The 21265-nt window shown below is 44.1% G+C and carries 17 protein-coding genes; 7 read left to right on the forward strand and 10 right to left on the reverse strand.

Annotation, left to right across the window (positions count from 1 at the left end; all coding sequences use genetic code 11):
* Window positions 1–392: 392 nt before the first annotated feature.
* Window positions 393–4286: a phosphoribosylformylglycinamidine synthase gene (gene purL, locus F9817_RS16700; RefSeq protein ID WP_161157297.1), complete on the reverse strand. Its 3894-nt coding sequence runs from the start codon at window positions 4284–4286 to the stop codon at window positions 393–395.
* 486 nt (window positions 4287–4772) lie between these two features.
* On the opposite strand from purL, the gene mltF reads away from it, so the two are divergent.
* Complete coding sequence (gene mltF / locus F9817_RS16705) at window positions 4773–6329, forward strand: membrane-bound lytic murein transglycosylase MltF (RefSeq protein ID WP_161157298.1); 1557 nt, start codon at window positions 4773–4775, stop codon at window positions 6327–6329.
* Between the two features lie 569 nt (window positions 6330–6898).
* Window positions 6899–7030 (forward strand): hypothetical protein, encoded by a 132-nt coding sequence (locus F9817_RS24315; RefSeq protein ID WP_268982039.1) that lies wholly within the window; start codon window positions 6899–6901, stop codon window positions 7028–7030.
* 46 nt (window positions 7031–7076) lie between these two features.
* Here the strand turns inward: F9817_RS24315 and tadA are convergent, their stop codons facing one another.
* On the reverse strand, window positions 7077–7631 hold the full coding sequence (gene tadA / locus F9817_RS16710; protein ID WP_161157299.1) for a tRNA adenosine(34) deaminase TadA: 555 nt from the start codon (window positions 7629–7631) through the stop codon (window positions 7077–7079).
* A gap of 83 nt (window positions 7632–7714) precedes the next feature.
* Window positions 7715–8590 carry a LysR family transcriptional regulator gene (locus tag F9817_RS16715; RefSeq protein WP_161157300.1) on the reverse strand — a complete coding sequence of 292 codons (876 nt, stop codon included), beginning with the start codon at window positions 8588–8590 and terminating at the stop codon, window positions 7715–7717.
* 145 nt (window positions 8591–8735) lie between these two features.
* Between F9817_RS16715 and F9817_RS16720 the strand changes: the two genes are divergently transcribed.
* Complete coding sequence (locus F9817_RS16720) at window positions 8736–9875, forward strand: S-(hydroxymethyl)glutathione dehydrogenase/class III alcohol dehydrogenase (RefSeq protein ID WP_161157301.1); 1140 nt, start codon at window positions 8736–8738, stop codon at window positions 9873–9875.
* Between the two features lie 75 nt (window positions 9876–9950).
* A complete protein-coding gene (gene fghA / locus F9817_RS16725; protein ID WP_161157302.1) occupies window positions 9951–10802 on the forward strand; it encodes an S-formylglutathione hydrolase in 852 nt (283 codons plus the stop codon).
* Here fghA and F9817_RS16730 read toward each other — a convergent pair.
* From F9817_RS16730 to F9817_RS16745, 4 genes are read right to left on the reverse strand one after another with little or no spacing between them, the layout of a single operon-like run.
* Window positions 10799–11215: a type IV pilus modification PilV family protein gene (locus F9817_RS16730; RefSeq protein WP_161157303.1), complete on the reverse strand. Its 417-nt coding sequence runs from the start codon at window positions 11213–11215 to the stop codon at window positions 10799–10801. The genes fghA and F9817_RS16730 overlap by 4 nt on opposite strands.
* Entirely contained in the window at window positions 11205–11588 is a 384-nt protein-coding gene (locus F9817_RS16735) for a hypothetical protein (protein ID WP_161157304.1), read from the reverse strand. Before F9817_RS16735 ends, F9817_RS16730 begins: the two co-directional genes overlap by 11 nt.
* Window positions 11582–12241, reverse strand: a complete 660-nt coding sequence (locus tag F9817_RS16740; RefSeq protein ID WP_161157305.1) for a prepilin-type N-terminal cleavage/methylation domain-containing protein — start codon at window positions 12239–12241, stop codon at window positions 11582–11584. The genes F9817_RS16735 and F9817_RS16740 overlap by 7 nt, the downstream gene beginning before the upstream one ends.
* Window positions 12222–12713, reverse strand: a complete 492-nt coding sequence (locus F9817_RS16745) for a GspH/FimT family pseudopilin (protein WP_161157331.1) — start codon at window positions 12711–12713, stop codon at window positions 12222–12224. The genes F9817_RS16740 and F9817_RS16745 overlap by 20 nt, the downstream gene beginning before the upstream one ends.
* 98 nt (window positions 12714–12811) lie before the next feature.
* On the opposite strand from F9817_RS16745, the gene F9817_RS16750 reads away from it, so the two are divergent.
* Entirely contained in the window at window positions 12812–13237 is a 426-nt protein-coding gene (locus tag F9817_RS16750) for a type IV pilin protein (protein WP_427916720.1), read from the forward strand.
* A gap of 82 nt (window positions 13238–13319) precedes the next feature.
* Here the strand turns inward: F9817_RS16750 and dnaJ are convergent, their stop codons facing one another.
* Entirely contained in the window at window positions 13320–14477 is a 1158-nt protein-coding gene (gene dnaJ / locus F9817_RS16755) for a molecular chaperone DnaJ (RefSeq protein ID WP_161157306.1), read from the reverse strand.
* A gap of 290 nt (window positions 14478–14767) precedes the next feature.
* Entirely contained in the window at window positions 14768–16684 is a 1917-nt protein-coding gene (gene dnaK, locus F9817_RS16760; RefSeq protein ID WP_161157307.1) for a molecular chaperone DnaK, read from the reverse strand.
* Window positions 16685–17279: 595 nt separating this feature from the next.
* Between dnaK and F9817_RS16765 the strand changes: the two genes are divergently transcribed.
* The gene (locus tag F9817_RS16765; protein WP_161157308.1) at window positions 17280–19382 is read left to right on the forward strand and encodes a TonB-dependent receptor; all 2103 of its coding nucleotides are present in this window, start codon (window positions 17280–17282) and stop codon (window positions 19380–19382) included.
* Between the two features lie 159 nt (window positions 19383–19541).
* Here the strand turns inward: F9817_RS16765 and grpE are convergent, their stop codons facing one another.
* Window positions 19542–20159, reverse strand: a complete 618-nt coding sequence (grpE, locus tag F9817_RS16770; protein WP_161157309.1) for a nucleotide exchange factor GrpE — start codon at window positions 20157–20159, stop codon at window positions 19542–19544.
* A gap of 144 nt (window positions 20160–20303) precedes the next feature.
* On the opposite strand from grpE, the gene nadK reads away from it, so the two are divergent.
* A complete protein-coding gene (gene nadK / locus F9817_RS16775) occupies window positions 20304–21188 on the forward strand; it encodes an NAD(+) kinase (RefSeq protein WP_161157310.1) in 885 nt (294 codons plus the stop codon).
* The last annotated feature ends 77 nt before the right edge of the window (window positions 21189–21265 follow it).

Here is a 21265-nt window from a genome sequence, read left to right on the forward strand (position 1 = left end):
TGATGATGTCAGTGAAGTCTATTTTTCCTTCATGAAAATAGGATTATTGGATGAAAGACAGAAGAGAATTGTTCGACTAAGCTAGGGACAGGTGTAAACCATGTCCCCGGTTTAAAACGTAAACGATGTCCACTTTGTACAGGGGTTANTTCAGCGATCTCTCAGAAAAATATATCTCTAAATCATCTAGTTAAAAAACACACTTCAATATCACGATTTCCTAAGCCACGGACTCGCTGTAAGCCCCCTCCCCAACCCTCCCCAAAGGGAGGGAGCTAGTGCATTACTTACTTTAACAGCAACGAATACCGTTACATCAACGATTAGCAAACACAAAAAAGCCCCGCTAATTAGCGGGGCCTACTTTGTATCTTACTTAATGAATATTGGGATTAACCAAGATTCTTACGTGCGTTTTGGAACATACGCATCCAAGCGCCGTTTTCGCCCCAGTTATCTGGGTGCCATGAGTTCGCGACAGTACGGAATACACGTTCTGGGTGCGGCATCATGATAGTTACACGGCCATCTTCAGTCGTTAGACCTGTGATAGCGTTTGGTGAACCGTTCGGGTTGTTTGGATATTGTTGCGTTGCGTTACCGAAGTTATCCACGTAACGAACCGCTACTGTACCTGATTGTTCAATCGCAGTTAGGTGCGCATCATCGCGAACTTCTACACGACCTTCACCGTGAGAAACTGCGATAGGTAGTCGAGAACCTGCCATGCCATCGAAGAAGACGGAATCAGATTTCTGTACTTCAACAAGTGCGAAGCGAGCTTCAAAACGCTCTGATTCGTTGCGAACGAAACGAGGCCATAGGTCAGCACCTGGGATAAGATCTTTCAGGTTTGACAGCATTTGACAGCCGTTACATACACCTAGAGAGAAGGTATCTTCACGGTGGAAGAAGTTTTGGAACTGTTCACGCGCTTGTGCGTTAAACAGAACAGACTTCGCCCAACCTTCACCAGCACCTAGTACGTCACCGTAAGAGAAGCCGCCACAAGCCACAAGACCGTTGTACTCATTAAGTACTGCTTTACCAGTCAGGATGTCGCTCATGTGAACGTCAACGGCATCAAAGCCAGCACGGTCAAATGCTGCTGCCATTTCAACGTGAGAGTTCACGCCTTGCTCACGCAAGATAGCCATGCGAGGTTTCGCACCAGTTGCAATGTAAGGTGCTGCAATATCTTCGTTCACATCAAAGCTTAGTGACACGTTCAGACCTGGGTCTGTGTTGTCTTTCTTCGCTGCGAATTCTTGGTCAGCACACGCTGGGTTATCACGTAGTGCTTGCATTTTGTGCGTCGTTTCTGCCCAGATAGTACGCAGTTCAGTGCGTGAACGGTCAATCACAACGTCGTTGCCAGATTTGATAACGAATGCGTCAGTTGCTTCTACTTGGCCAATCACGTGTGAACACGCTTCTAGACCAAATTGCGCTAGAGTTGCCAATACATCGTCAAGCTCAGTGTTCGCCACTTGAACAACCGCACCCAATTCTTCGTTGAATAGTGCAGCCAGTGCATCATCACCCAATTTCGCGATATCCGCTTGGATACCACAGTGACCTGCGAACGCCATTTCAGCTAGAGTCACAAACAAGCCACCGTCGCCTTTATCGTGGTAAGCGATCAGTTTGTCGTTACGAACCAAGGTTTGGATAGCGTTGAAGAAGCCTTTTAGCTGTTCTGCGCTGTCTACGTCTGCTGGTTTGTCGCCAAGTTGTTTGTAAACTTGAGCAAGAGCCGTTGCACCTAGGCGGTTTTTACCGTTACCTAGGTCGATAGCGATTAGGCTGGTTTCACCTTTGTCAGTGCGAAGTTGTGGAGTCACTGTCTTACGCACGTCTTCAACGCGAGCAAATGCTGTGATCACAAGAGATAGCGGAGAGGTTACTTCTTTCTGTTCGCCGTTCTCTTCCCACTTAGTCTTCATTGACATTGAGTCTTTACCAACAGGAATCGTTAGACCCAGTGCAGGACATAGCTCTTCACCTACTGCTTTCACTGCTTCGTACAAACCAGCATCTTCACCAGGGTGACCTGCTGGAGACATCCAGTTTGCAGAAAGCTTAATGCGTTTTAGATCGCCGATGTCAGTCGCTGCCATGTTGGTTAGCGACTCTGCTACTGCTAGACGAGCAGAAGCGCCGAAGTCTAGAAGAGCAACTGGAGTGCGCTCACCCATTGACATCGCTTCACCGTGGTAAGTGTCGTAACTTGCTGCAGTTACCGCACAGTTCGCCACTGGCACCTGCCAAGGACCGACCATTTGGTCACGAGCAACCAAGCCCGTTACGCTGCGGTCACCGATGGTGATAAGGAAGGTTTTCTCAGCAACAGCTGGAAGACGCAGTACGCGGTCAACCGCTTCGTTGATTTCGATACCAGAACGGTCAACTGCCGTACCAGTCACTTTCGCCGTCGTTGCTTCACGAGACATTTTTGGCGGCTTGCCAAGTAGAATGTCCATTGGCATGTCAATTGGCGTATTGTCGAAGTGTGAGTCTTCTAGAGTTAGATGACGCTCTTCTGTTGCCGTACCAACCACTGCGTATGGTGCGCGTTCACGTTTACAAATCGCATCGAAACGCTCCATGTTTTCTGGCGCAACAGCCAAAACATAACGTTCTTGAGATTCGTTACACCAAATTTCTAGAGGGCTCATTCCCGGTTCGTCGTTTGGTACGTCACGTAGTTGGAATTTACCACCACGGCCGCCATCATCGACAAGCTCTGGCAATGCGTTAGAGATACCGCCTGCGCCCACATCGTGGATAAACGCGATAGGGTTCGCTTCACCCATCTGCCAACAACGGTCGATCACTTCCTGACAACGACGTTCCATTTCTGGGTTTTCACGTTGAACAGAAGCAAAATCCAAATCTTCAGCTGATTGGCCAGACGCCATTGAAGACGCAGCACCACCGCCAAGACCGATGTTCATTGCAGGTCCACCCAGTACGATTAGGCTCGCACCAACTGGGATCTCTTTTTTCTGTACGTGTTCATCACGGATGTTACCCATACCACCAGCAATCATGATTGGCTTGTGGTAACCACGGATTTCGTCACCAGCGTGAGAGGTGACTTTTTCTTCGTAAGTACGGAAGTAACCAAGTAAGTTTGGACGACCAAATTCGTTGTTAAATGCCGCGCCGCCAAGAGGGCCTTCTAGCATGATGTCTAGCGCATTAACGATACGACCTGGTTTACCAAAATCGGTTTCCCAAGGTTGAACAAATTCAGGAATACGTAGGTTAGATACCGAGAAACCAACCAGACCAGCTTTCGGTTTACCACCGATACCCGTTGCGCCTTCATCACGGATTTCGCCGCCTGAACCTGTCGATGCGCCCGGCCATGGAGAGATAGCCGTTGGGTGGTTGTGCGTTTCCACTTTCATCAAGATGTGTGCATCTTCATGATGGTAACCGTATTCGTTGCTGTCTGGGTTCGGGAAGAAACGACCCACTTTAGAACCTTCCATTACTGCCGCGTTATCTTTGTATGCAGATAGCACGTAATCTGGGTGAGTTTCCATGGTGTTCTTGATCATTTTGAACAGCGACTTATCTTGCTTCACGCCATCGATAGTCCAATCTGCATTAAAGATCTTGTGACGACAGTGCTCTGAGTTTGCTTGAGCAAACATCATCAGTTCGATGTCGTTCGGGTTACGACCAAGCTTAGTGAAGTTCTCAACTAGGTAGTCAATTTCGTCTTCTGCAAGAGCAAGACCAAGGGAAACGTTTGCTTCTTCAAGCGCAACACGACCGCCATTTAAAATATCAACTGGAGTCAATGGTGCTGGTTCTGCGTGGCTAAATAAAGCTTCTGCGGCTTCAAGTTCAGTAAACACCACTTCCATCATACGATCGTGGATAAGCGCTTTAACCGCTTGAACTTGTTCGTCAGTCAGAGGTTGCTCTGATTGAATATAGTAAGCCGTACCGCGTTCTAAACGTAATACAGCATCTAGACCACAGTTGTGTGCAATATCTGTTGATTTAGAAGACCAAGGAGAAATAGTGCCTGGACGAGGAGTCACAAGAAGTAGCTGACCTTGAGACTCGTGTTCTTGAATTGTTGGGCCGTAAGTTAACAGCTTTTCAAGCTTTTCAATTTCCTGACTGTTCAGTTCAGTGCTAAGGTCAGCAAAGTGCATAAACTCAGCATAGATGTCTGTCACAGGTAGGTTTTGTTCACGGCAAGTCTCAAGCAATTTTTGAACTCGAAACTCTGAAAGAGCTGGGGAACCACGCAAAATTCTCATGTGCTTAGGTCTCTATTAACTAGTGAATGAGATAGAAATTGGAATAAATTTAATCTAAACAGTAAGTTAAAGTTTAAAAACTAAACATATACCAATTTCATCTCTGCTATGCGTGCGCATTATAGAGGATTTTTTTTTGTGACGTAACACCAAAAGCAACCGTTTGCGTCATTTTTTTTATGAATTTTGAAATTTGCCCGTTTTGACGACAAATCGTACACCCTTTCACCAATCCACAAAGAATGCACAAAAATAGGAGGGGTCTCTATCCCTTTAAGTCATTAAAAAAACTGACTAATTAGAGGTATTTTAAATCGGTGGTGCGTGATCTTACATCATATTTAACGCGACAATATGACAAAAACTCTGCGTTAATGGGTATACTTACCGAACACAACATACATGGCGTACTGGTGTGTCAGAACTTTGCCAAAAGAGCCGCCTTTGATATAAAGGCCACAATAGCAGTAAAGAGATACCGAATTAATGACAAAGCTTTCTTCCGATACACTGAGCCGCACCCTGCTTCTCATTTTCATCACCCTTTTGTTAGCAGGTTGCCAGATCGACTCAGATCCGAAAAGCGAACTCGACCAAATTCGTGAGCGTGGCGTTTTACGAGTGGGAACACTTAACAACCAACTCTCCTACTATATTGGTACAGATGGTCCAGCCGGGTTAGATTACGAGCTTACCCGTGAATTCGCACGTGAATTAGGTGTGAAATTAGAAATAAAACCAGCCTATCGCCTTTCTAGTTTGTTCCCCGCATTAAAAAACGGCGAAATCGACATCATCGCGGCGGGATTAAGCCAATCGCCCGAGCGCGTTAACGAATTTCGAGCAGGCCCAGCTTACTACTATGTGTCGCAACAATTGGTGTATCAAAAAAATCAGTGGCGACCACGAACGATTGAGCAATTGATCGATCACCAAGACGAATTAGACAAAGAAACCGATGGTAAGCCAATTTTAAGTGTCGTTGAGGATTCTCATTTTGAGAGCACCTTATCGATGCTCAAACACACCTATCCCAATTTTCGCTTTAATGTCGATAAGAACTCAGACATTAATGATCTTCTTAAGCAAGTCTCCCAAGGTGACCTAATGTTCACCATGGCCGACTCGGTACAGGTCTCTCTCGCGCAACGTGTTTATCCCGATCTGGCCGTTGCCTTTGAAATGACAGAAGACCAACCTATCTCTTGGTTTATGCGTAAATCTGATGACGAAAGCCTTTACGCATTGATGATCGAGTTTTTCGGCAACTTAAAACAGTCAGGTTATCTTGCCTCTTTAGAAGAAAAATATATTGGCCATATCGGCACGTTCGATTACGTGGATACGCGAGCATTTATTCGCGCTTTAGATACACGCCTGCTGAAGTGGGCTCCACTATTTCAAAAATATTCCGGAGAATTTGATTGGCGCTTAATCGCGGCAGTCGCCTACCAAGAATCACATTGGAACCCTCGAGCAAAATCACCAACAGGCGTACGCGGTATGATGATGCTAACCCTACCAACTGCACGCAGCGTGGGTGTTGTTAATCGCTTAAATCCAGAACAATCGGTGCGTGGTGGCGTATCCTATTTGCATCGGATGGTCAGTCGAATCCCAGATACGATTCCTGAACACGAAAAAATTTGGTTTGCGCTAGCTTCATACAATGTCGGTTACGGCCATATGATGGATGCTCGCCGCCTCACCAAACTACAAGGTGGCGATCCTAACTCATGGACAGACGTAAAAGACCGCTTACCTCAATTGCGCCAAAAACGCTATTTCCGTGAGACACAATACGGTTACGCACGGGGTGATGAAGCACTTGTCTATGTGGAGAATATTCGCCGTTATTACCAAAGTATTATTGGTCATTTGGAACAGAAACAGATTCTTCCGACCGATGCGAGCACTGATGATTTAACGGTCATTTCTGTTGCCCCGATTACTGATGATAAAACAGTGCTAGGTGACGACCAAACGGATCAAAATGATACTCAACAAGATGAAGATGTGACCACATCCGAAAAAGCCCAATAAAAACCAGAGTTGTCACATAATTATCACTTGATCTTTAGCAATAAAAGCCATACAAAGGTATTGAGCTCGCAAGAAATTGCCCCCATATAGGACATAGCTTGCGAGCCTTTTTGTATCGATATCTATAACTTTGATACATATTCATTATTAACAGATAGCAATATAAACAGATAATAATAAGCCAGTTCAGAATCTCTTCTTTTTGAACATTTCGGAAGCACGACAGATTACGCGCCTCAAGATGGAATACCATTATTTGAGCAACGACGTAGTGCGTGTAAGGAATGAACAAATCTGACTTAGTATTCATCACTGATAATACGGCAAACATCAGCCCACACGAGATGTAACGCGTGGGTGTCATACCAGAAAAGAACGGTAACCGTATCACTGATAAATCTGTCTTAGGGAGTATCGCAAGTAAAAGTGCAAAAAGGCGCGTTCAACCCTAAAGGATAGATAAACAACGGTTGGTACACCGATGAATGTTGTACAGAAAGACACTAGGCCAGTGGGAGGTCTGAAACGATAGAGTTTTATATCTGTGCTTAAACATAGGAGGTTGTTATATGCTTAAACGTAGACAACAATCAAAACTCTTTAAAAAAGCCGTATCAGCCAATCGTCGTCGTCGCATGTTAGCGAACAATAAGAAAAAAGTGATTGCTCGTCATAGAGCGTTCGTACAATTTGTCTGCTGATACTTATAGACCCGCAAACATCTACCTTTGAGTAGATGTTTGCTCACTACCCTTCTTTTTCATTACCTTGTTTATTTTCCTGTTCTACTAAACGCAATTTCTCTGCCTGTCTTTTCGCTTTAATCTCTTTACGACGACGTTTAAAGAACTGTTGTAATTGTGCTCGACACTCTTCTTCTAATAACCCAGACTCAATAGTGGCGTAATGGTAAGAGGCTTGACTATCAAATAGGTTAAGCACCGTTCCAGCTGCACCCGCTTTTAGATCAGGCGCGCCATACACAATACGTTTAACCCGGCTATGCAACAGAGCCCCTGCACACATCGGGCAAGGCTCAAGCGTGACATAGAGCGTCGTATCCAGTAGACGGTAATTTTGCAAAGCTTGTCCCGCAGCGCGAATGACCTGAATTTCTGCATGTCCAGACGCATCATGACTGCCTACAGACTGGTTTCGTCCTTCAGCAATAATGTCACCATCTTTGACCAACACAGCTCCTACCGGCACTTCTCCCTCTAGTTCCGCTTGATGAGCTAGCTCCATGGCTCGGCGCATAAAAGCGACATCGTGTTCTGAAAATGGGCTAACATCTTGTGTCATAGTGGTCTCTCTTCATTTGGGAGCGCGATTATACCGATTCCCCAACATTTTAACCAAACCGTTTTCATTCTGGTTTCTTGCGCTCAGGCATCGGTTAAATGCTCAGCTAAATAATCGAGCATTAAGCGAATCTTAGGAGATAATAACCGATTCTCGGGATATAACGCCCACACTCCTTCCCGGTCATCTTTTAAATTACTGAGCACCTCTTGTAAACGCCCACTTTGTAAGTAATCACTTACATAATAATCGGGCAATTGGGCTAACCCCATGCCTTTGAGTGTGGCATCAAGCAACACGTAGCCGCTATTACAGTTGACTCGCCCACTGACTTTCAGATTTCGTGGATAACCATTCACCTTAAACCGCCAATGATCGTAAGTGCCCACTAAGCACTGATGATAATTCAGCTCAGATAAAGTATGAGGAGTACCGCTGTGCGCTAAATATTCTGGAGTAGCACAGACATATAACTGGCGATTACATAACTTACGTGCAATAAAGCTAGAATCCTCGAGTTGACCAAGGCGTATTGCCACATCAACTCCCTGCTCAATTAAATCGAGCTTTTTATTGGTGAGAATCAGTTCAAGTTGTAACTCGGGATAACTCAAAAGAAAGTCATGCAAAATTGGGGCGACTTTACGTTCACCATAGGTGACCGGAGCGGTCACTTTAATTTTTCCTTTCGGCGTTGCTTGCATTTGCGTGACTGCAAATTCTGCTTGAGCCAATCCTTCAACCAATGAGCGACACTGCAAATAATATAACTGCCCAGCTTCACTCAAAGAGACTTTGCGGGTTGTTCTTTGCAACAACTTAACCCCCAACCGTTGCTCTAATGCATTCACACGCCGACTAACATTCGCCACAGACGTCGATAATCGATTTGCTGCCTGAGTAAAACTCCCAGTATCAGCCACAGTGACAAACTCATTTACCCCTTCCCAACTTGCCATAATTCCATTCATTATTACTAATATGTAAAAGTTATTCTCATTTTGCCCTAATTATCATTCAAATTGGAATAACTATACTGATATTTATCCAAAGTAAGATGCATTCGTCGCATCACGTCACATTATATCAATGAGGGATTACACCATGTCTGAGGATAAATTCATTAAATCACGTGCGGCCGTCGCTTGGGGGCCAAACCAGCCACTCAAAATTGAAGAAGTCGACGTAATGCTGCCGCGCAAAGGCGAAGTATTAGTAAAAATCATTGCTACCGGCGTATGCCACACGGATGCATTTACTTTATCTGGTGATGATCCTGAAGGCGTATTCCCAGCGATCCTTGGTCATGAAGGTGGCGGTATTGTTGAAATGGTCGGTGAAGGCGTGACTAGCGTCGAAGTAGGCGATCACGTAATCCCACTTTACACCGCAGAATGTGGTGAATGTAAATTCTGTAAATCAGGCAAAACCAACCTTTGCTCTGCAGTACGCGAAACTCAAGGTAAAGGCCTAATGCCAGATGGAACAACTCGTTTTTATAAAGATGGTGAGCCTATTTTCCACTATATGGGCTGTTCAACATTTTCTGAATACACCGTTCTACCTGAAATTTCACTCGCTAAAGTAAACAAAGCTGCACCACTTGAAGAAGTGTGCCTGCTTGGCTGTGGTGTAACAACCGGTATGGGGGCGGTGCTAAACACTGCAAAAGTTCAAAAAGGCGATACCGTCGCTATCTTCGGTCTTGGCGGTATCGGTCTTTCTGCCATCATCGGTGCAAAAATGGCTGGCGCAAGCCGCATCATCGGTATCGATATCAACGAAAGCAAATTTGAACTAGCGAAAAAGCTAGGCGCAACCGACTGCATCAACTCTAAAAACTACGATAAACCAATCCAAGAGGTAATCGTTGAAATGACTGACGGGGGTGTAGATTTCTCCTTCGAATGTATCGGTAACGTTAACGTGATGCGTTCTGCTCTTGAGTGCTGTCACAAAGGCTGGGGTGAATCCGTTGTCATTGGTGTCGCTGGCGCAGGCCAAGAGATCTCAACTCGCCCATTCCAATTGGTAACGGGTCGGGTATGGCGCGGTAGTGCATTTGGTGGTGTGAAAGGTCGTTCACAACTACCAGGAATTGTAGACCAATACCTAAACGGTGAATTTGGTCTGCAAGAATTCATCACTCACACCATGAGCCTTGATGAAATTAACGATGCCTTTGACCTAATGCACAAAGGCGAAAGTATTCGCTCAGTGATCCACTTAGTAGAACAGCAATAAAGCTTAAGCCATACCGTCAATGCGGTATGGCTAATTTGCTTACCGCTCAACTTCAGCAACGAATAGGATTGGATTATGGATTTAACCAATTTAAGCCAAGCGAAAGTGTTTGGCGGCTGGCACAAACAATATCAACACCATTCAGCTGTGCTCAACTGTGACATGCGCTTTGCCGTATTTCTTCCTCTTAAAGCCACATCTTCATCCCCTGTTCCCGTTTTATATTGGTTATCAGGCTTAACCTGTACTGATGAAAACTTTATGCAAAAGGCCGCGGCATTCCATAAAGCGGCAGAACTTGGTATCGCCATCGTGGTACCGGATACTAGCCCGCGCGGTGAAGGTGTACCCGATGATCCCGAAGGCAGTTACGACTTTGGTTTAGGCGCAGGTTTCTATCTTAATGCCACTCAAGAACCATGGAAGAAAAACTACCAAATGTATTCTTATGTGGTGGACGAGTTACCTAAGCTTATCGAAGCCAATTTCCCAATTACCGACAAACGTGCCATTGCTGGCCACAGCATGGGCGGACATGGGGCATTAACTATCGGCATACGTAATCCAGAACGTTATGTGTCCATTTCAGCATTCAGTCCAATTTGTCATCCAACAACGGTTCCTTGGGGTGAAAAGGCATTTCGTCACTATCTAGGAGAAGATAAATCAACGTGGCAACAATACGATGCCGTTGAATTACTCAAACACGCTTCGACTAAACTGCCTATTTTGGTAGACCAAGGTGATGCTGATGGCTTTTTAGAAGAACAGCTAAAACCACAAACATTAGTTGACGTTGCCCAAAAGCAACAAGTACCGCTGACGCTGCGGATGCAGCCAGGGTATGACCATAGCTATTTCTTTATTCAAACTTTTATTGGCGAGCACTTAGAATTTCACGCAGCTCGTTTGCTCGCTGAAGATTAACCATCTTGAGATAAAGTAGGACGATATATCGGCAAAACACCTCGTTGATATATCGTTTTTATTTCTATTGATTGTTCGCCAAACTGTTTATCGTTCCAACTTACCTTCAACTCGACTAATTTAAGATGAGCGTTCATCAAAGAGCTGACTCGCCAATGCATCGTGTAAGCATCCACGACTGAATGGCCCGAATGTAACCGTTCATCAAACCATGTTTCTGAATAACTTTGCCGTTGCCACTCAGACAACTGTTCGTGAGCGACTTGGTACGCATGCTGCTTAACCAGAGCCGCATCCTGATGTTGTAGCAAATAAAGGTGACTCTTCATTAAGCCCAGTACACTGAGTGAAATGAGCAACATCGTCACTAATACTTCGATTAATCCTATTCCCTGATGGCGTTTAATATTCATAAAAGCCACCTTGGATTTGATACGCGATATCATTATGCCAATGTATCTGCTGCTCAACACGATAGTGTCCAACCAGGCTTTCAAGTTGGCTATCTTGCCAATGTAACGCCCCCTCTAGACCATATGATTGGCACACATCCAAATTGAAGTGTCTCCCCTGCTGCTTCAAGCCCTCTTTAGCACAGTTGACCATTCCTAAAGCCTGCCAGCGAGAATTCATCAATTGACCATAATTTTTAGCCTGCTTTAAGTGAAACAATTGCGTTTGGTAAGCCGTTGCAGTCAGAGCAAGTAATGCCATTAAAAGCAGGATCACCACCAAAAGTAATGCCGCGCCACTCTGTTTCGATAAATATCCGGTCCTTGCTACCACGACCTTACCCCTTCTGGCGTAACAAAATATCCGTTCGTCCCCCATTGACTCCAATGGTTTGAAAACGCTATGTCAGGGTGTGACGTCAATGCTGCTCGGTAATTAACTGTTATCCATTGACGAATCTCCATGCCTTGAGAAATAGCCTGACTATCGACGACAAAATCTTTTAATTTTATGTAGCTACCGTCGAATATTTGGTAACAAGGAGCGATGCGGGTAGATTGAACGACTTCGCTGAAACTCAATAAAATGGCAGATTCCCTTTCACAAACGAGCAAGTTCTGATTTTCGGGATCATAACGATAAACAACATGAAAATAGGCAGCGGTGGTTACTTCATCAGGTTGAAAGTAGACCACACCAAAAGAGCGATGATCATTGCTGACCGCTACAACATGTGTGACATCTGTAAACGTGGCAGCTTTCCCCTCCTGCGAATTGTAACCCGCTCTATGCAGATCAATCGTTAAAGAGTGCAATGATTGCTCAACATGCTGTTGCAATACGAGAGGTTGTTGAAGAGTCAGTAACGAATGATGAGTTTGAAGAAAATAAGCGGATAAACTGGTTAACGCGAGTGAAGAAAGGGCAAGAGCCACCAAAATTTCCAATAATGAAAAGCCTTGAGATTTAGCAACTAGGATAACCATATACGGATTCCTCTTTACCACAGATTCGTAATCGGCCACCACCGTAAGAAGTAATAAGTTTCAATGCCTTATTTGAACTGATGAAAAACTCAAAGTGGCCATTACTTAACTTTCCTCTTTGACCAAATAGTAATAGCTGCGCCTCAGCATATCGGGCATTAAGCGCCACATGAGGATACCTTGCACCATCTAAAATCAGTAATGGCTTACTGTTGAGGTTAGGGTTTTGCTCCGTTAATTCCAGCAGCCATGCAGAGGTTCCATTAGTTCGAATTATCGAAATAGTGAGCGTTTGCCGTTGCTTTATCGACATGGCTTTTGCCGTATTAACAAATGCAGCTAGATCATGGGCTGCGGACGTCATTCTCGTCTGTTGTAATAGATACCCCGAGCCCAGCCCACCAAGTAGCATTAATAAACTCACCACACATAGGCCAATCAATAATTCCAATAAAGTAAACCCGCGACGCATTTCTCAGAAATCCTCACCACAACTAAAACGCAATCCACTAAAGTATCAGCCTATCAATAATGGTCTGGTTTAACGGCAGGTAAGAAAAAGGGCTGGAGATGATTCGTAAAAATGGCTGTAACGACGTATCCAATCAATCTCAGGGCATGACGCTGATCGAATTGTTGATTGTTGTGATCATTATCGGTGTATTAACCTCGGTGGCTTATCCAAGCTATAGCCAATATGTAAAGAAAAGCTACCGGCAACAAGCCATAAACGATATGGCAAGAATTCAGCTGTATATCGAGCAAAATAGGGAAAATCCAGATGCGATTATGGACAGCGGAATCTGCAACCAATTCTGCCGCACATCACCAGAACGCTATCGTATTGAAATAACAATATCGCCTGATGACTACCTTATTTCTGCCATTCCTCAGGCGAGTAGCGGCCAACGTAGAGATCGTTGTAATGGGGACACGTATACTAGGTTAAGCCTTGCCGAATCTGGCGAGATTCACCCAGAAAAATGCTGGCAATAGGCAGAAAAATCACCAAGATCAAAAAAGACCAGAGCGTTGCCGCAACTGGTCTTTTAGTATCGGATGGATACGATATCGATATTTAGCTCGTTAGGTCATCGAAGAATTTCTTCACACCTTTGAAGAAACCTTCCGACTTGGGTTTGTGCTTATTGCCGTCCTCCCCCAAGCAAGAATCCTCCAATTCACGAAGCAATTCTTTCTGGCGAGCACTTAGCTTCACTGGGGTTTCCACTACCAGCTTCACAATCAAGTCACCTTGAGCTCCACCACGAACACTCTTAACCCCTTTACCACGCATACGGAACATACGGCCAGTTTGCGTTTCTTCAGGCACTTTCAAGTTAACGCGACCATCAAGAGTAGGTACTTCCACTTCACCACCTAATGCCGCCATACCAAAGCTAATTGGCACTTCACAATGTAGGTTGTTACCGTCACGTTCAAAAATCGCATGTTCTTTTACATGAACTTGAACATACAGGTCACCGGCTGGTGCGCCGTGTTCTCCAGCTTCACCTTCGCCTGATAAACGAATACGGTCGCCAGTGTCCACACCTGCTGGAATTTTAACGTTAAGTGTTTTCGTTTTTTGTACGCGACCTTCACCATGACAAGCATCACAAGGGTCTTTAATGATACTGCCTTTACCATGACAAGTTGGACAGGTTTGCTGCACAGTAAAGAAGCCTTGGCGCATCTGCACTTGACCATGACCATGACAAGTTGGACACGTTTGCGGTTGAGAGCCTTTTTTAGCGCCCGAGCCATGACACACTTCACACTCAACGAGCGTAGGAACTTCGATCTCTTTTGTGCAACCACGTACAGCTTCTTCGAGAGTGAGTTCCATATTGTAACGAAGATCTGCGCCACGTTGAGCACGGAAACCACCGCCGCCACCGCGACGACCACCGCCAAAAATATCACCAAATACATCGCCAAAGATGTCGCCAAAGTCCGCGCCACCGCCACCGAAGCCGCCGCCAAAGCCACCAGCACCACCACCGCCTTGTTCAAAGGCTGCATGGCCGTATTGGTCATACGCTGCTTTTTTCTGTGGATCGGTCAGAATTTCATACGCTTCTTTTACTTCTTTAAACTTATCCGCAGCACTTTCATCACCCGGATTACGGTCTGGGTGGTACTTCATCGCTAGACGTTTGTACGCCTTTTTAAGATCGCGCTCTGAGGCATCACGGCTAACGCCTAATACTTCGTAAAAATCACGTTTCGACATATTCTTAGTCACCAATTATTACTGCAAACGGGCTGAGCCGCTCGGTGTTTGTATTGATATAGATAAAGCATCTTGTCGGTCAATCCGACATACTTTTGCTCACATTTGCCTTATCTATAGCCACACTATGTGGACAAACATACGGGCGTAAGAGTTACCTCAAACGCCCGCATCAAACTTCATCACTCTTCATAAATCATAAAGAGTTATCGAAGTAGAAGCCTGTTTTAGAGGGTAAGTCCAGTCATAAAATCATGAACTTACCTAAACAAGCGCCTCGTTACTAACGATTATTTTTTATCGTCGTTAACTTCTTCGAATTCAGCATCAACAACGTCGTCATCAGAAGATGCAGATTGTTGTTCGCCTGCTTCAGCGCCTTGCTCTGCTTGAGCTTTTTGCTGAGCGATTTCCATTAATTTTTGAGATGCAGTCATCAGCGCTTGAACTTTCGCATCGATTTCAGCTTTGTCTGAACCGTTACGAGCTGTTTCAAGTTCTTTTACAGCTGCTTCAATTTTTTCTTTGTCTTCTGCTGGTAGAGCATCGCCTGCTTCAGCAACTTGTTTGTTTGTTGCGTGAATCATTTGGTCAGCTTGGTTACGTGCAGTCGCTAACTCTTCGAATTTTTTATCTTCTTCTTTGTTAGCTTCTGCTTCTTGAACCATTTTTTCGATGTCTTCATCACTTAGGCCACCGGAAGCTTGGATAGTGATGTTTTGTTCTTTACCAGTTTGTTTGTCTTTTGCAGACACGTGCAAGATACCATCCGCATCAAGGTCGAAAGTCACTTCGATTTGAGGCATACCACGTGGTGCAGGGTTAATGCCTTCTAGGTTGAACTGACCAAGAGACTTGTTGTAAGTCGCCTGCTTACGTTCACCTTGCAGTACGTGGATAGTCACTGCGCTTTGGTTGTCTTCTGCAGTTGAGAACACTTGGTGCGCTTTTGTTGGGATAGTTGTGTTTTTCTCAATCAGTTTAGTCATCACACCGCCCATGGTTTCGATACCAAGAGACAGAGGAGTTACGTCAAGAAGAAGAACGTCTTTTACGTCACCAGCAAGTACACCACCTTGAACTGCAGCACCCATTGCTACTGCTTCATCAGGGTTCACATCACGGCGAGCTTCTTTACCGAAGAATTCAGCAACCGCTTTACCAACCATAGGCATACGTGTTTGACCGCCAACCAAGATTACGTCAGTCACGTCACCTACAGATAGCTCTGCATCTGCTAGAGCTACTTTCATAGGCTCTAGAGAACGTTGTACTAGGTCTTCAACAAGAGACTCAAGTTTTGCACGAGTCACTTTGATATTCATGTGTTTTGGACCTGTTGCATCAGCAGTGATGTAAGGTAGGTTTACATCAGTTTGTTGTGCTGAAGACAGTTCAATTTTCGCTTTTTCTGCAGCTTCTTTAAGACGTTGCATTGCAAGCGGATCGTGTTTAAGTTCGATACCTTGCTCAGCTTTGAACTGCTCGGCCAAGTAGTTGATCAAGCGAGTATCAAAGTCTTCACCACCTAAGTGAGTGTCACCGTTGGTTGAAAGAACTTCGAATGTTTTCTCGCCATCTACTTCATCGATTTCGATGATTGAGATATCGAATGTACCACCACCAAGGTCGTATACAGCGATAGTGCGGTCACCGCCTTTTTGGTCAAGACCATAAGCAAGAGCAGCTGCTGTAGGTTCGTTGATGATACGTTTAACTTCTAGACCAGCGATACGGCCAGCATCTTTTGTTGCTTGACGTTGAGCATCGTTAAAGTAAGCAGGTACAGTGATTACTGCGCCAGTCACTTCTTCACCTAGGAAATCTTCTGCAGTTTTCTTCATTTTTTTCAAAACTTCTGCAGAAACTTGAGGTGCAGCCATTTTTTCACCGCGAGCTTCAACCCATGCATCGCCATTGTCAGCTTTAACAATTTTGTAAGGCATGATTTCGATGTCACGTTGAACTTCTTTATCTTCAAAGCGACGACCGATCAAACGCTTAATTGCGAATAGCGTGTTTTCAGGGTTTGTAACAGCTTGGCGTTTTGCAGGTTGACCAACCAGAGTTTCACCGTCTGTGTACGCGATGATAGAAGGAGTTGTACGTTCACCTTCTGCATTTTCAATTACGCGAGGTTTGTCGCCGTCTAGTACAGCAACACACGAGTTAGTAGTACCTAAGTCAATACCAATGATTTTACCCATCAGGCTATCTCCGAATAATTCAATTGTTCGTTTGGCTATATCCCCTTATGTGGGGATGGAGAATGGGCTTTCAACCCTTACTCACAAACTAAACTTTTAAGTTTGCTTCTCTATGCCCACATAGATAAGGGCATAAATATCCTTTTCAAGGGAACCAATGAAAAAAAAACCAATTTCTTCGTTTTTTTTCGCCAGATTCTCCGTGAAAGATGAATAATTCATCAATCTTAATCATTAAATAGAGGCTAATTGCTTTTTTTAAAGGATCTTTGAATGATAAAAATGAAATAAATGGCTAGGTTTTCCTCTAAAAATAATGAATCAAAAAACAATAGATACCCTCCTTTATTTATCACGTAACAAATTTTTTCATCCCTAATTTAGGTAAGACACATCCCTAATTTACCCCTACCTTATGTTGCCTTAGTACAAAAATTCGATTTTGTTCCACGCAAAATCGTGATCCAAACCGATTCTTTATTATCAAAAAACTGACTTTTCTATCATTTAAATGATTTTGATATTGATAATAATTCTCATTGCATTTATCGTTCAAAAATTGTCTATTCAATATCACTAATAAGGAAAGTCAGTAATGAACGATCAGTTCACCTCTCCAGCTTTCGGTAAACCGAGTTATCTTAAGTGGATCATCGCATCTGTATTAGGAACAGCGCCTCTCTTTTATGCTCCCCTCGCTGTCTCTGCAGAAAACACCAATTCGGTAGAAGCGATGGACACCATCACCGTTACTGGCGAAAAAACCAACAAAGATTTAAAACACACCACAACTGCCGTAACCGTTATTGATTCAGACCAACTTGCAAATGGTCAATACAAACAAATTAACGACATCGTCACTTTGGCACCAAACGTGGTTTCAGAGGGATTTGGTAACATTACCATTCGCGGTATTTCTGGTACTGGCGCAGCGACTGGTCAATATGCTTACCTAACTGGTAGCCGTTCACGAGTTGCTACTATTGTTGATGGCGTAACTCAACGTTGGACAGGTTATAGCTACTCTCCATCAGGTCTTTGGGATGCCAAAAGTGTTGAAGTATTGCGTGGTCCACAATCCACTTCACAAGGGACTAACGCGATTGGTGGTGCACTGGTTCAAACCACTAACGATCCAACTTATGAATACGAAGCCGCAGTTCGTGGCGGTTTAGAAAACTACGAAAATGGCAACTTTAAAAAGAACATGGCAGTCATGTTCAATGCGCCTATTATCGATAATGAATTGGCATGGCGTGTTGCTGTCGATGGTTCAACTGGTGAAGGCTGGTTAAACTACGCTCAAAATGATGATGAGCTAGACACTGGCCCGGATGTCAATGATGCTAAAAACTTAAATGTTCGCTCTAAGTTACTTTGGGAACCTAGCGCGATCCCTGGTCTATCCGCCAAACTGACTTACAACTACCATAAGTATAAAGGTGAATTCCTGACTTGGGTAAATGACAGTGATGACGATTACGGCTCTCAAACTCAAACTTTAGCCAGCACCCAAAACGGTAACACTCGTATTCAGGATACGTCCATCCATACAATTGCCACCGATATCAATTATGATTTTGATAATGGTATTTCTAACTTACTGCACATGGATTACCAGTTAGATCATATTACGTTCTACCAATATCCATTAAATAAAACTCAGTTAGATAACAAACTATATACCTTCACGTTGGATGACCGTGTTAACTTTGCAGTACCTGGTTCAGCATGGTCTGGCATGACTGGTTTGTATTTCCAACATGAGAAAAATAATTTTACTGTTGATAATGCGATGAGTTCCTACACCAGTTTTGATAGCTCGGCGAAAAACCAAGTATCTGCTATTTACGGAGAAGCAACTTACGCACTTACTCCTGTATGGAATTTGATTGGTGGTGGTCGTTTAGAGCACAACACCACTGACCGTGACATGGTGTACAACCCAAGAGGAACATCTGCGCACGATATTGATCAAGATGACAGCGACACCATATTCCTGCCTAAAGTCGGTATGACTTACGATGTCACCGACAGCACCACAGTGGGTGGTAACATTCGTCGTGGTTATAACGCAGGTGGAGCAGGTGCGACTATGTCCACTGGTGTTTACTATCAATATTCAAAAGAAACGGTTTGGGCTTATGAGTTAACCTCTAAAACTCAGTTTGGTAACCGCGCAAGCTTAGCAACAAACTTGTTCTATAACGATTACAGTGATTACCAAGCACAATCAAACTCAATCATCACTAACGTTGATTCATCACACACATACGGTATCGAACTAGAAGGGACGTATTGGGCAACCGATAACCTAATGCTGCGTACTGGTGCCGGTTTGATGAACTCTAAAATCGACAATAACAACGCAGGTGACGGTGACGAACTACCATATGCACCACACACTAACGTAAGTGTTGGTTTCACTCAGTACATTGGCGAAAACTTCTCGTTCGGAGCTGATGCGAAATACGTAGGTGAATACTACTCAGATCTAGATAACGACAGCGACTACAAAGCTGGCGATTACATGACTGCTGATGCACGCCTAAGTTACACTTGGGGTGATTTAACTATCGATAGCTACATTAAAAACCTTGCTAACGCAGATATTATCCTACTTAAATCAAGTAGCCCTGTACGCGCTTCTGTAGGCCAAACCCGTACTTACGGCTTGAACCTTACTTACAAAATGTAATTAATTGACTGCCTGTCAATAAAACTAAAGGCGACTGCATTCATTGCAGTCGCCTTTCTTGTTGGTATTCATACCCATTTCACTGTTTTCAGCCAATAAAAAAGGCTAGGTAATTTTCCTAGCCCTTTCCGTCAGCTCAGTGTTTGTTCGAACAAAAAGTTATTTAGACACCATAACCATTGCTGGACGAATCACACGACCATTCAATTCGTAGCCTTTTTGCATCACAAACATCACTGTATTTGGTTCATGATCTGGGCTTTCTTGAATCGACATTGCCTGATGAAATTCAGGATTAAAGGTTTCACCTTCAGGGTTGATCTCTTTAACGCCAAATTTAGCGATAGTATCAACGAAAGTTTTGTGTGTTAGTTCAACACCTTCAAGTAGTGGCTTCACTACTTCATTTTCAGCGTCAGCGGCTTGAATCGCACGCTCTAGGTTATCGACAATCGGCAGTAACTCTTCTGCAAAACGATTCAACGCATATTTACGTGCTTTATCGATTTCTTGCTCTGTACGACGACGCATGTTTTCCACGTCCGCCTTCGCACGAAGTACAGACTCTTGCTGTTCCTTCACACGATCTTCACTAGCCAATAACGCCGCTTCTAACTGAGCAATTTTATCTTCTTGCTCATCAACGACTTCACCTTCTTGGGCAGCCTCTTCATTCCAATCGATATCAGCATCAGTACCTACGGCTTCAGCTTCAACCTCAACCGCTTGCTCTTGCTGCAGCTCTTCTTCTTGGATTTTGTTTTCTTCGTTGCTCATGATATCTCCAGAATTCCACTCTCTATGTGGTTAGGAATTGAATTCTCGTACGTTTCGTGACACAAAAATTCGCATAAAAGTATGACTTGCCTTTATTATGGGGATGAAGATTTCTGATTCAAGCCTAAATAGGTTGGAAAACACATGAAAAAACCATTTGAAGTGATCGCCATCATTGGTAAACCACGAGATCAGCACGCAATTCAAACGCACAGTGAACTTTACCAGTGGTTAACTTCCCTTGGTTATCCTGTATTTATTGATGACCGTTTGGCCGATATATTACCGGACATACCAGAAAAGCAATTTGCGCCTATTTTAGATTTAGGGAAGAAGGCCGATTTAGCCATCGTGGTTGGTGGCGATGGAAACATGTTAGGCGCTGCCCGAGTGCTCTCTCGTTTCGATATATCCGTTATTGGTGTAAACCGAGGTAATCTTGGTTTCTTAACCGACCTTAATCCCGATGAAGTATGTGAAGGTCTAAAAAATGTGCTTGATGGCGAATACCTTGAAGAAGATCGCTTCTTGCTCGAAGCCGAAGTACATCGCCACGGACAAATTAAAAGTCATAATTCAGCGTTGAACGAAGCCGTGTTACATCCGGGTAAAATTGCCCGCATGATTGAATTTGAAGTGTACATTGATAATAACTTTGCATTTTCACAACGTTCTGATGGATTGATTGTCTCAACACCAACAGGTTCAACCGCTTATTCACTCTCCGGCGGTGGCCCTATTTTATCGCCAAGCTTAAATGCGATCACTTTGGTGCCAATGTTTCCACACACCTTGTCGTGTCGCCCGTTAGTCGTTGATGGTAATCGCCGAATTAAATTGGTCGTTTCGCCGAACAACTCTCTCAATCAAGAAGTGAGCTGTGATGGGCAAGTGACACTTCCTGTTTCACCGGGTGATGAAGTACACGTCTATCAAAGCCCCAATGTATTAAAATTGATTCATCCAAAAGATTACAACTACTACCACGTGTTGCGAAACAAACTGGGTTGGTCAAGCAAACTGTTTTAACAACCACATTCGCCGCTCATCAAAAACAAAAGAAGGGCTTTGTTCCTTCTTTTGTCATTTTGAGCCAGTTCACACTT

The sequence above is a fragment of the Vibrio eleionomae genome (genome assembly GCF_009874545.1).
In the GTDB taxonomy this organism is placed as follows: domain Bacteria; phylum Pseudomonadota; class Gammaproteobacteria; order Enterobacterales; family Vibrionaceae; genus Vibrio; species Vibrio nitrifigilis.

Bases quoted from the DNA above. Each gene is read 5' to 3' on its own strand.
- purL (WP_161157297.1), bottom strand. From the start codon at position 4,286: ATGAGAATTTTGCGTGGTTCCCCAGCTCTTTCAGAGTTTCGAGTTCAA.
- mltF (WP_161157298.1), top strand. From the start codon at position 4,773: ATGACAAAGCTTTCTTCCGATACACTGAGCCGCACCCTGCTTCTCATT.
- F9817_RS24315 (WP_268982039.1), top strand. From the start codon at position 6,899: ATGCTTAAACGTAGACAACAATCAAAACTCTTTAAAAAAGCCGTATCA.
- tadA (WP_161157299.1), bottom strand. From the start codon at position 7,631: ATGACACAAGATGTTAGCCCATTTTCAGAACACGATGTCGCTTTTATG.
- F9817_RS16715 (WP_161157300.1), bottom strand. From the start codon at position 8,590: ATGGCAAGTTGGGAAGGGGTAAATGAGTTTGTCACTGTGGCTGATACT.
- F9817_RS16720 (WP_161157301.1), top strand. From the start codon at position 8,736: ATGTCTGAGGATAAATTCATTAAATCACGTGCGGCCGTCGCTTGGGGG.
- fghA (WP_161157302.1), top strand. From the start codon at position 9,951: ATGGATTTAACCAATTTAAGCCAAGCGAAAGTGTTTGGCGGCTGGCAC.
- F9817_RS16730 (WP_161157303.1), bottom strand. From the start codon at position 11,215: ATGAATATTAAACGCCATCAGGGAATAGGATTAATCGAAGTATTAGTG.
- F9817_RS16740 (WP_161157305.1), bottom strand. From the start codon at position 12,241: ATGGTTATCCTAGTTGCTAAATCTCAAGGCTTTTCATTATTGGAAATT.
- F9817_RS16745 (WP_161157331.1), bottom strand. From the start codon at position 12,713: ATGCGTCGCGGGTTTACTTTATTGGAATTATTGATTGGCCTATGTGTG.
- F9817_RS16750 (WP_427916720.1), top strand. From the start codon at position 12,812: ATGATTCGTAAAAATGGCTGTAACGACGTATCCAATCAATCTCAGGGC.
- dnaJ (WP_161157306.1), bottom strand. From the start codon at position 14,477: ATGTCGAAACGTGATTTTTACGAAGTATTAGGCGTTAGCCGTGATGCC.
- dnaK (WP_161157307.1), bottom strand. From the start codon at position 16,684: ATGGGTAAAATCATTGGTATTGACTTAGGTACTACTAACTCGTGTGTT.
- F9817_RS16765 (WP_161157308.1), top strand. From the start codon at position 17,280: ATGAACGATCAGTTCACCTCTCCAGCTTTCGGTAAACCGAGTTATCTT.
- grpE (WP_161157309.1), bottom strand. From the start codon at position 20,159: ATGAGCAACGAAGAAAACAAAATCCAAGAAGAAGAGCTGCAGCAAGAG.
- nadK (WP_161157310.1), top strand. From the start codon at position 20,304: ATGAAAAAACCATTTGAAGTGATCGCCATCATTGGTAAACCACGAGAT.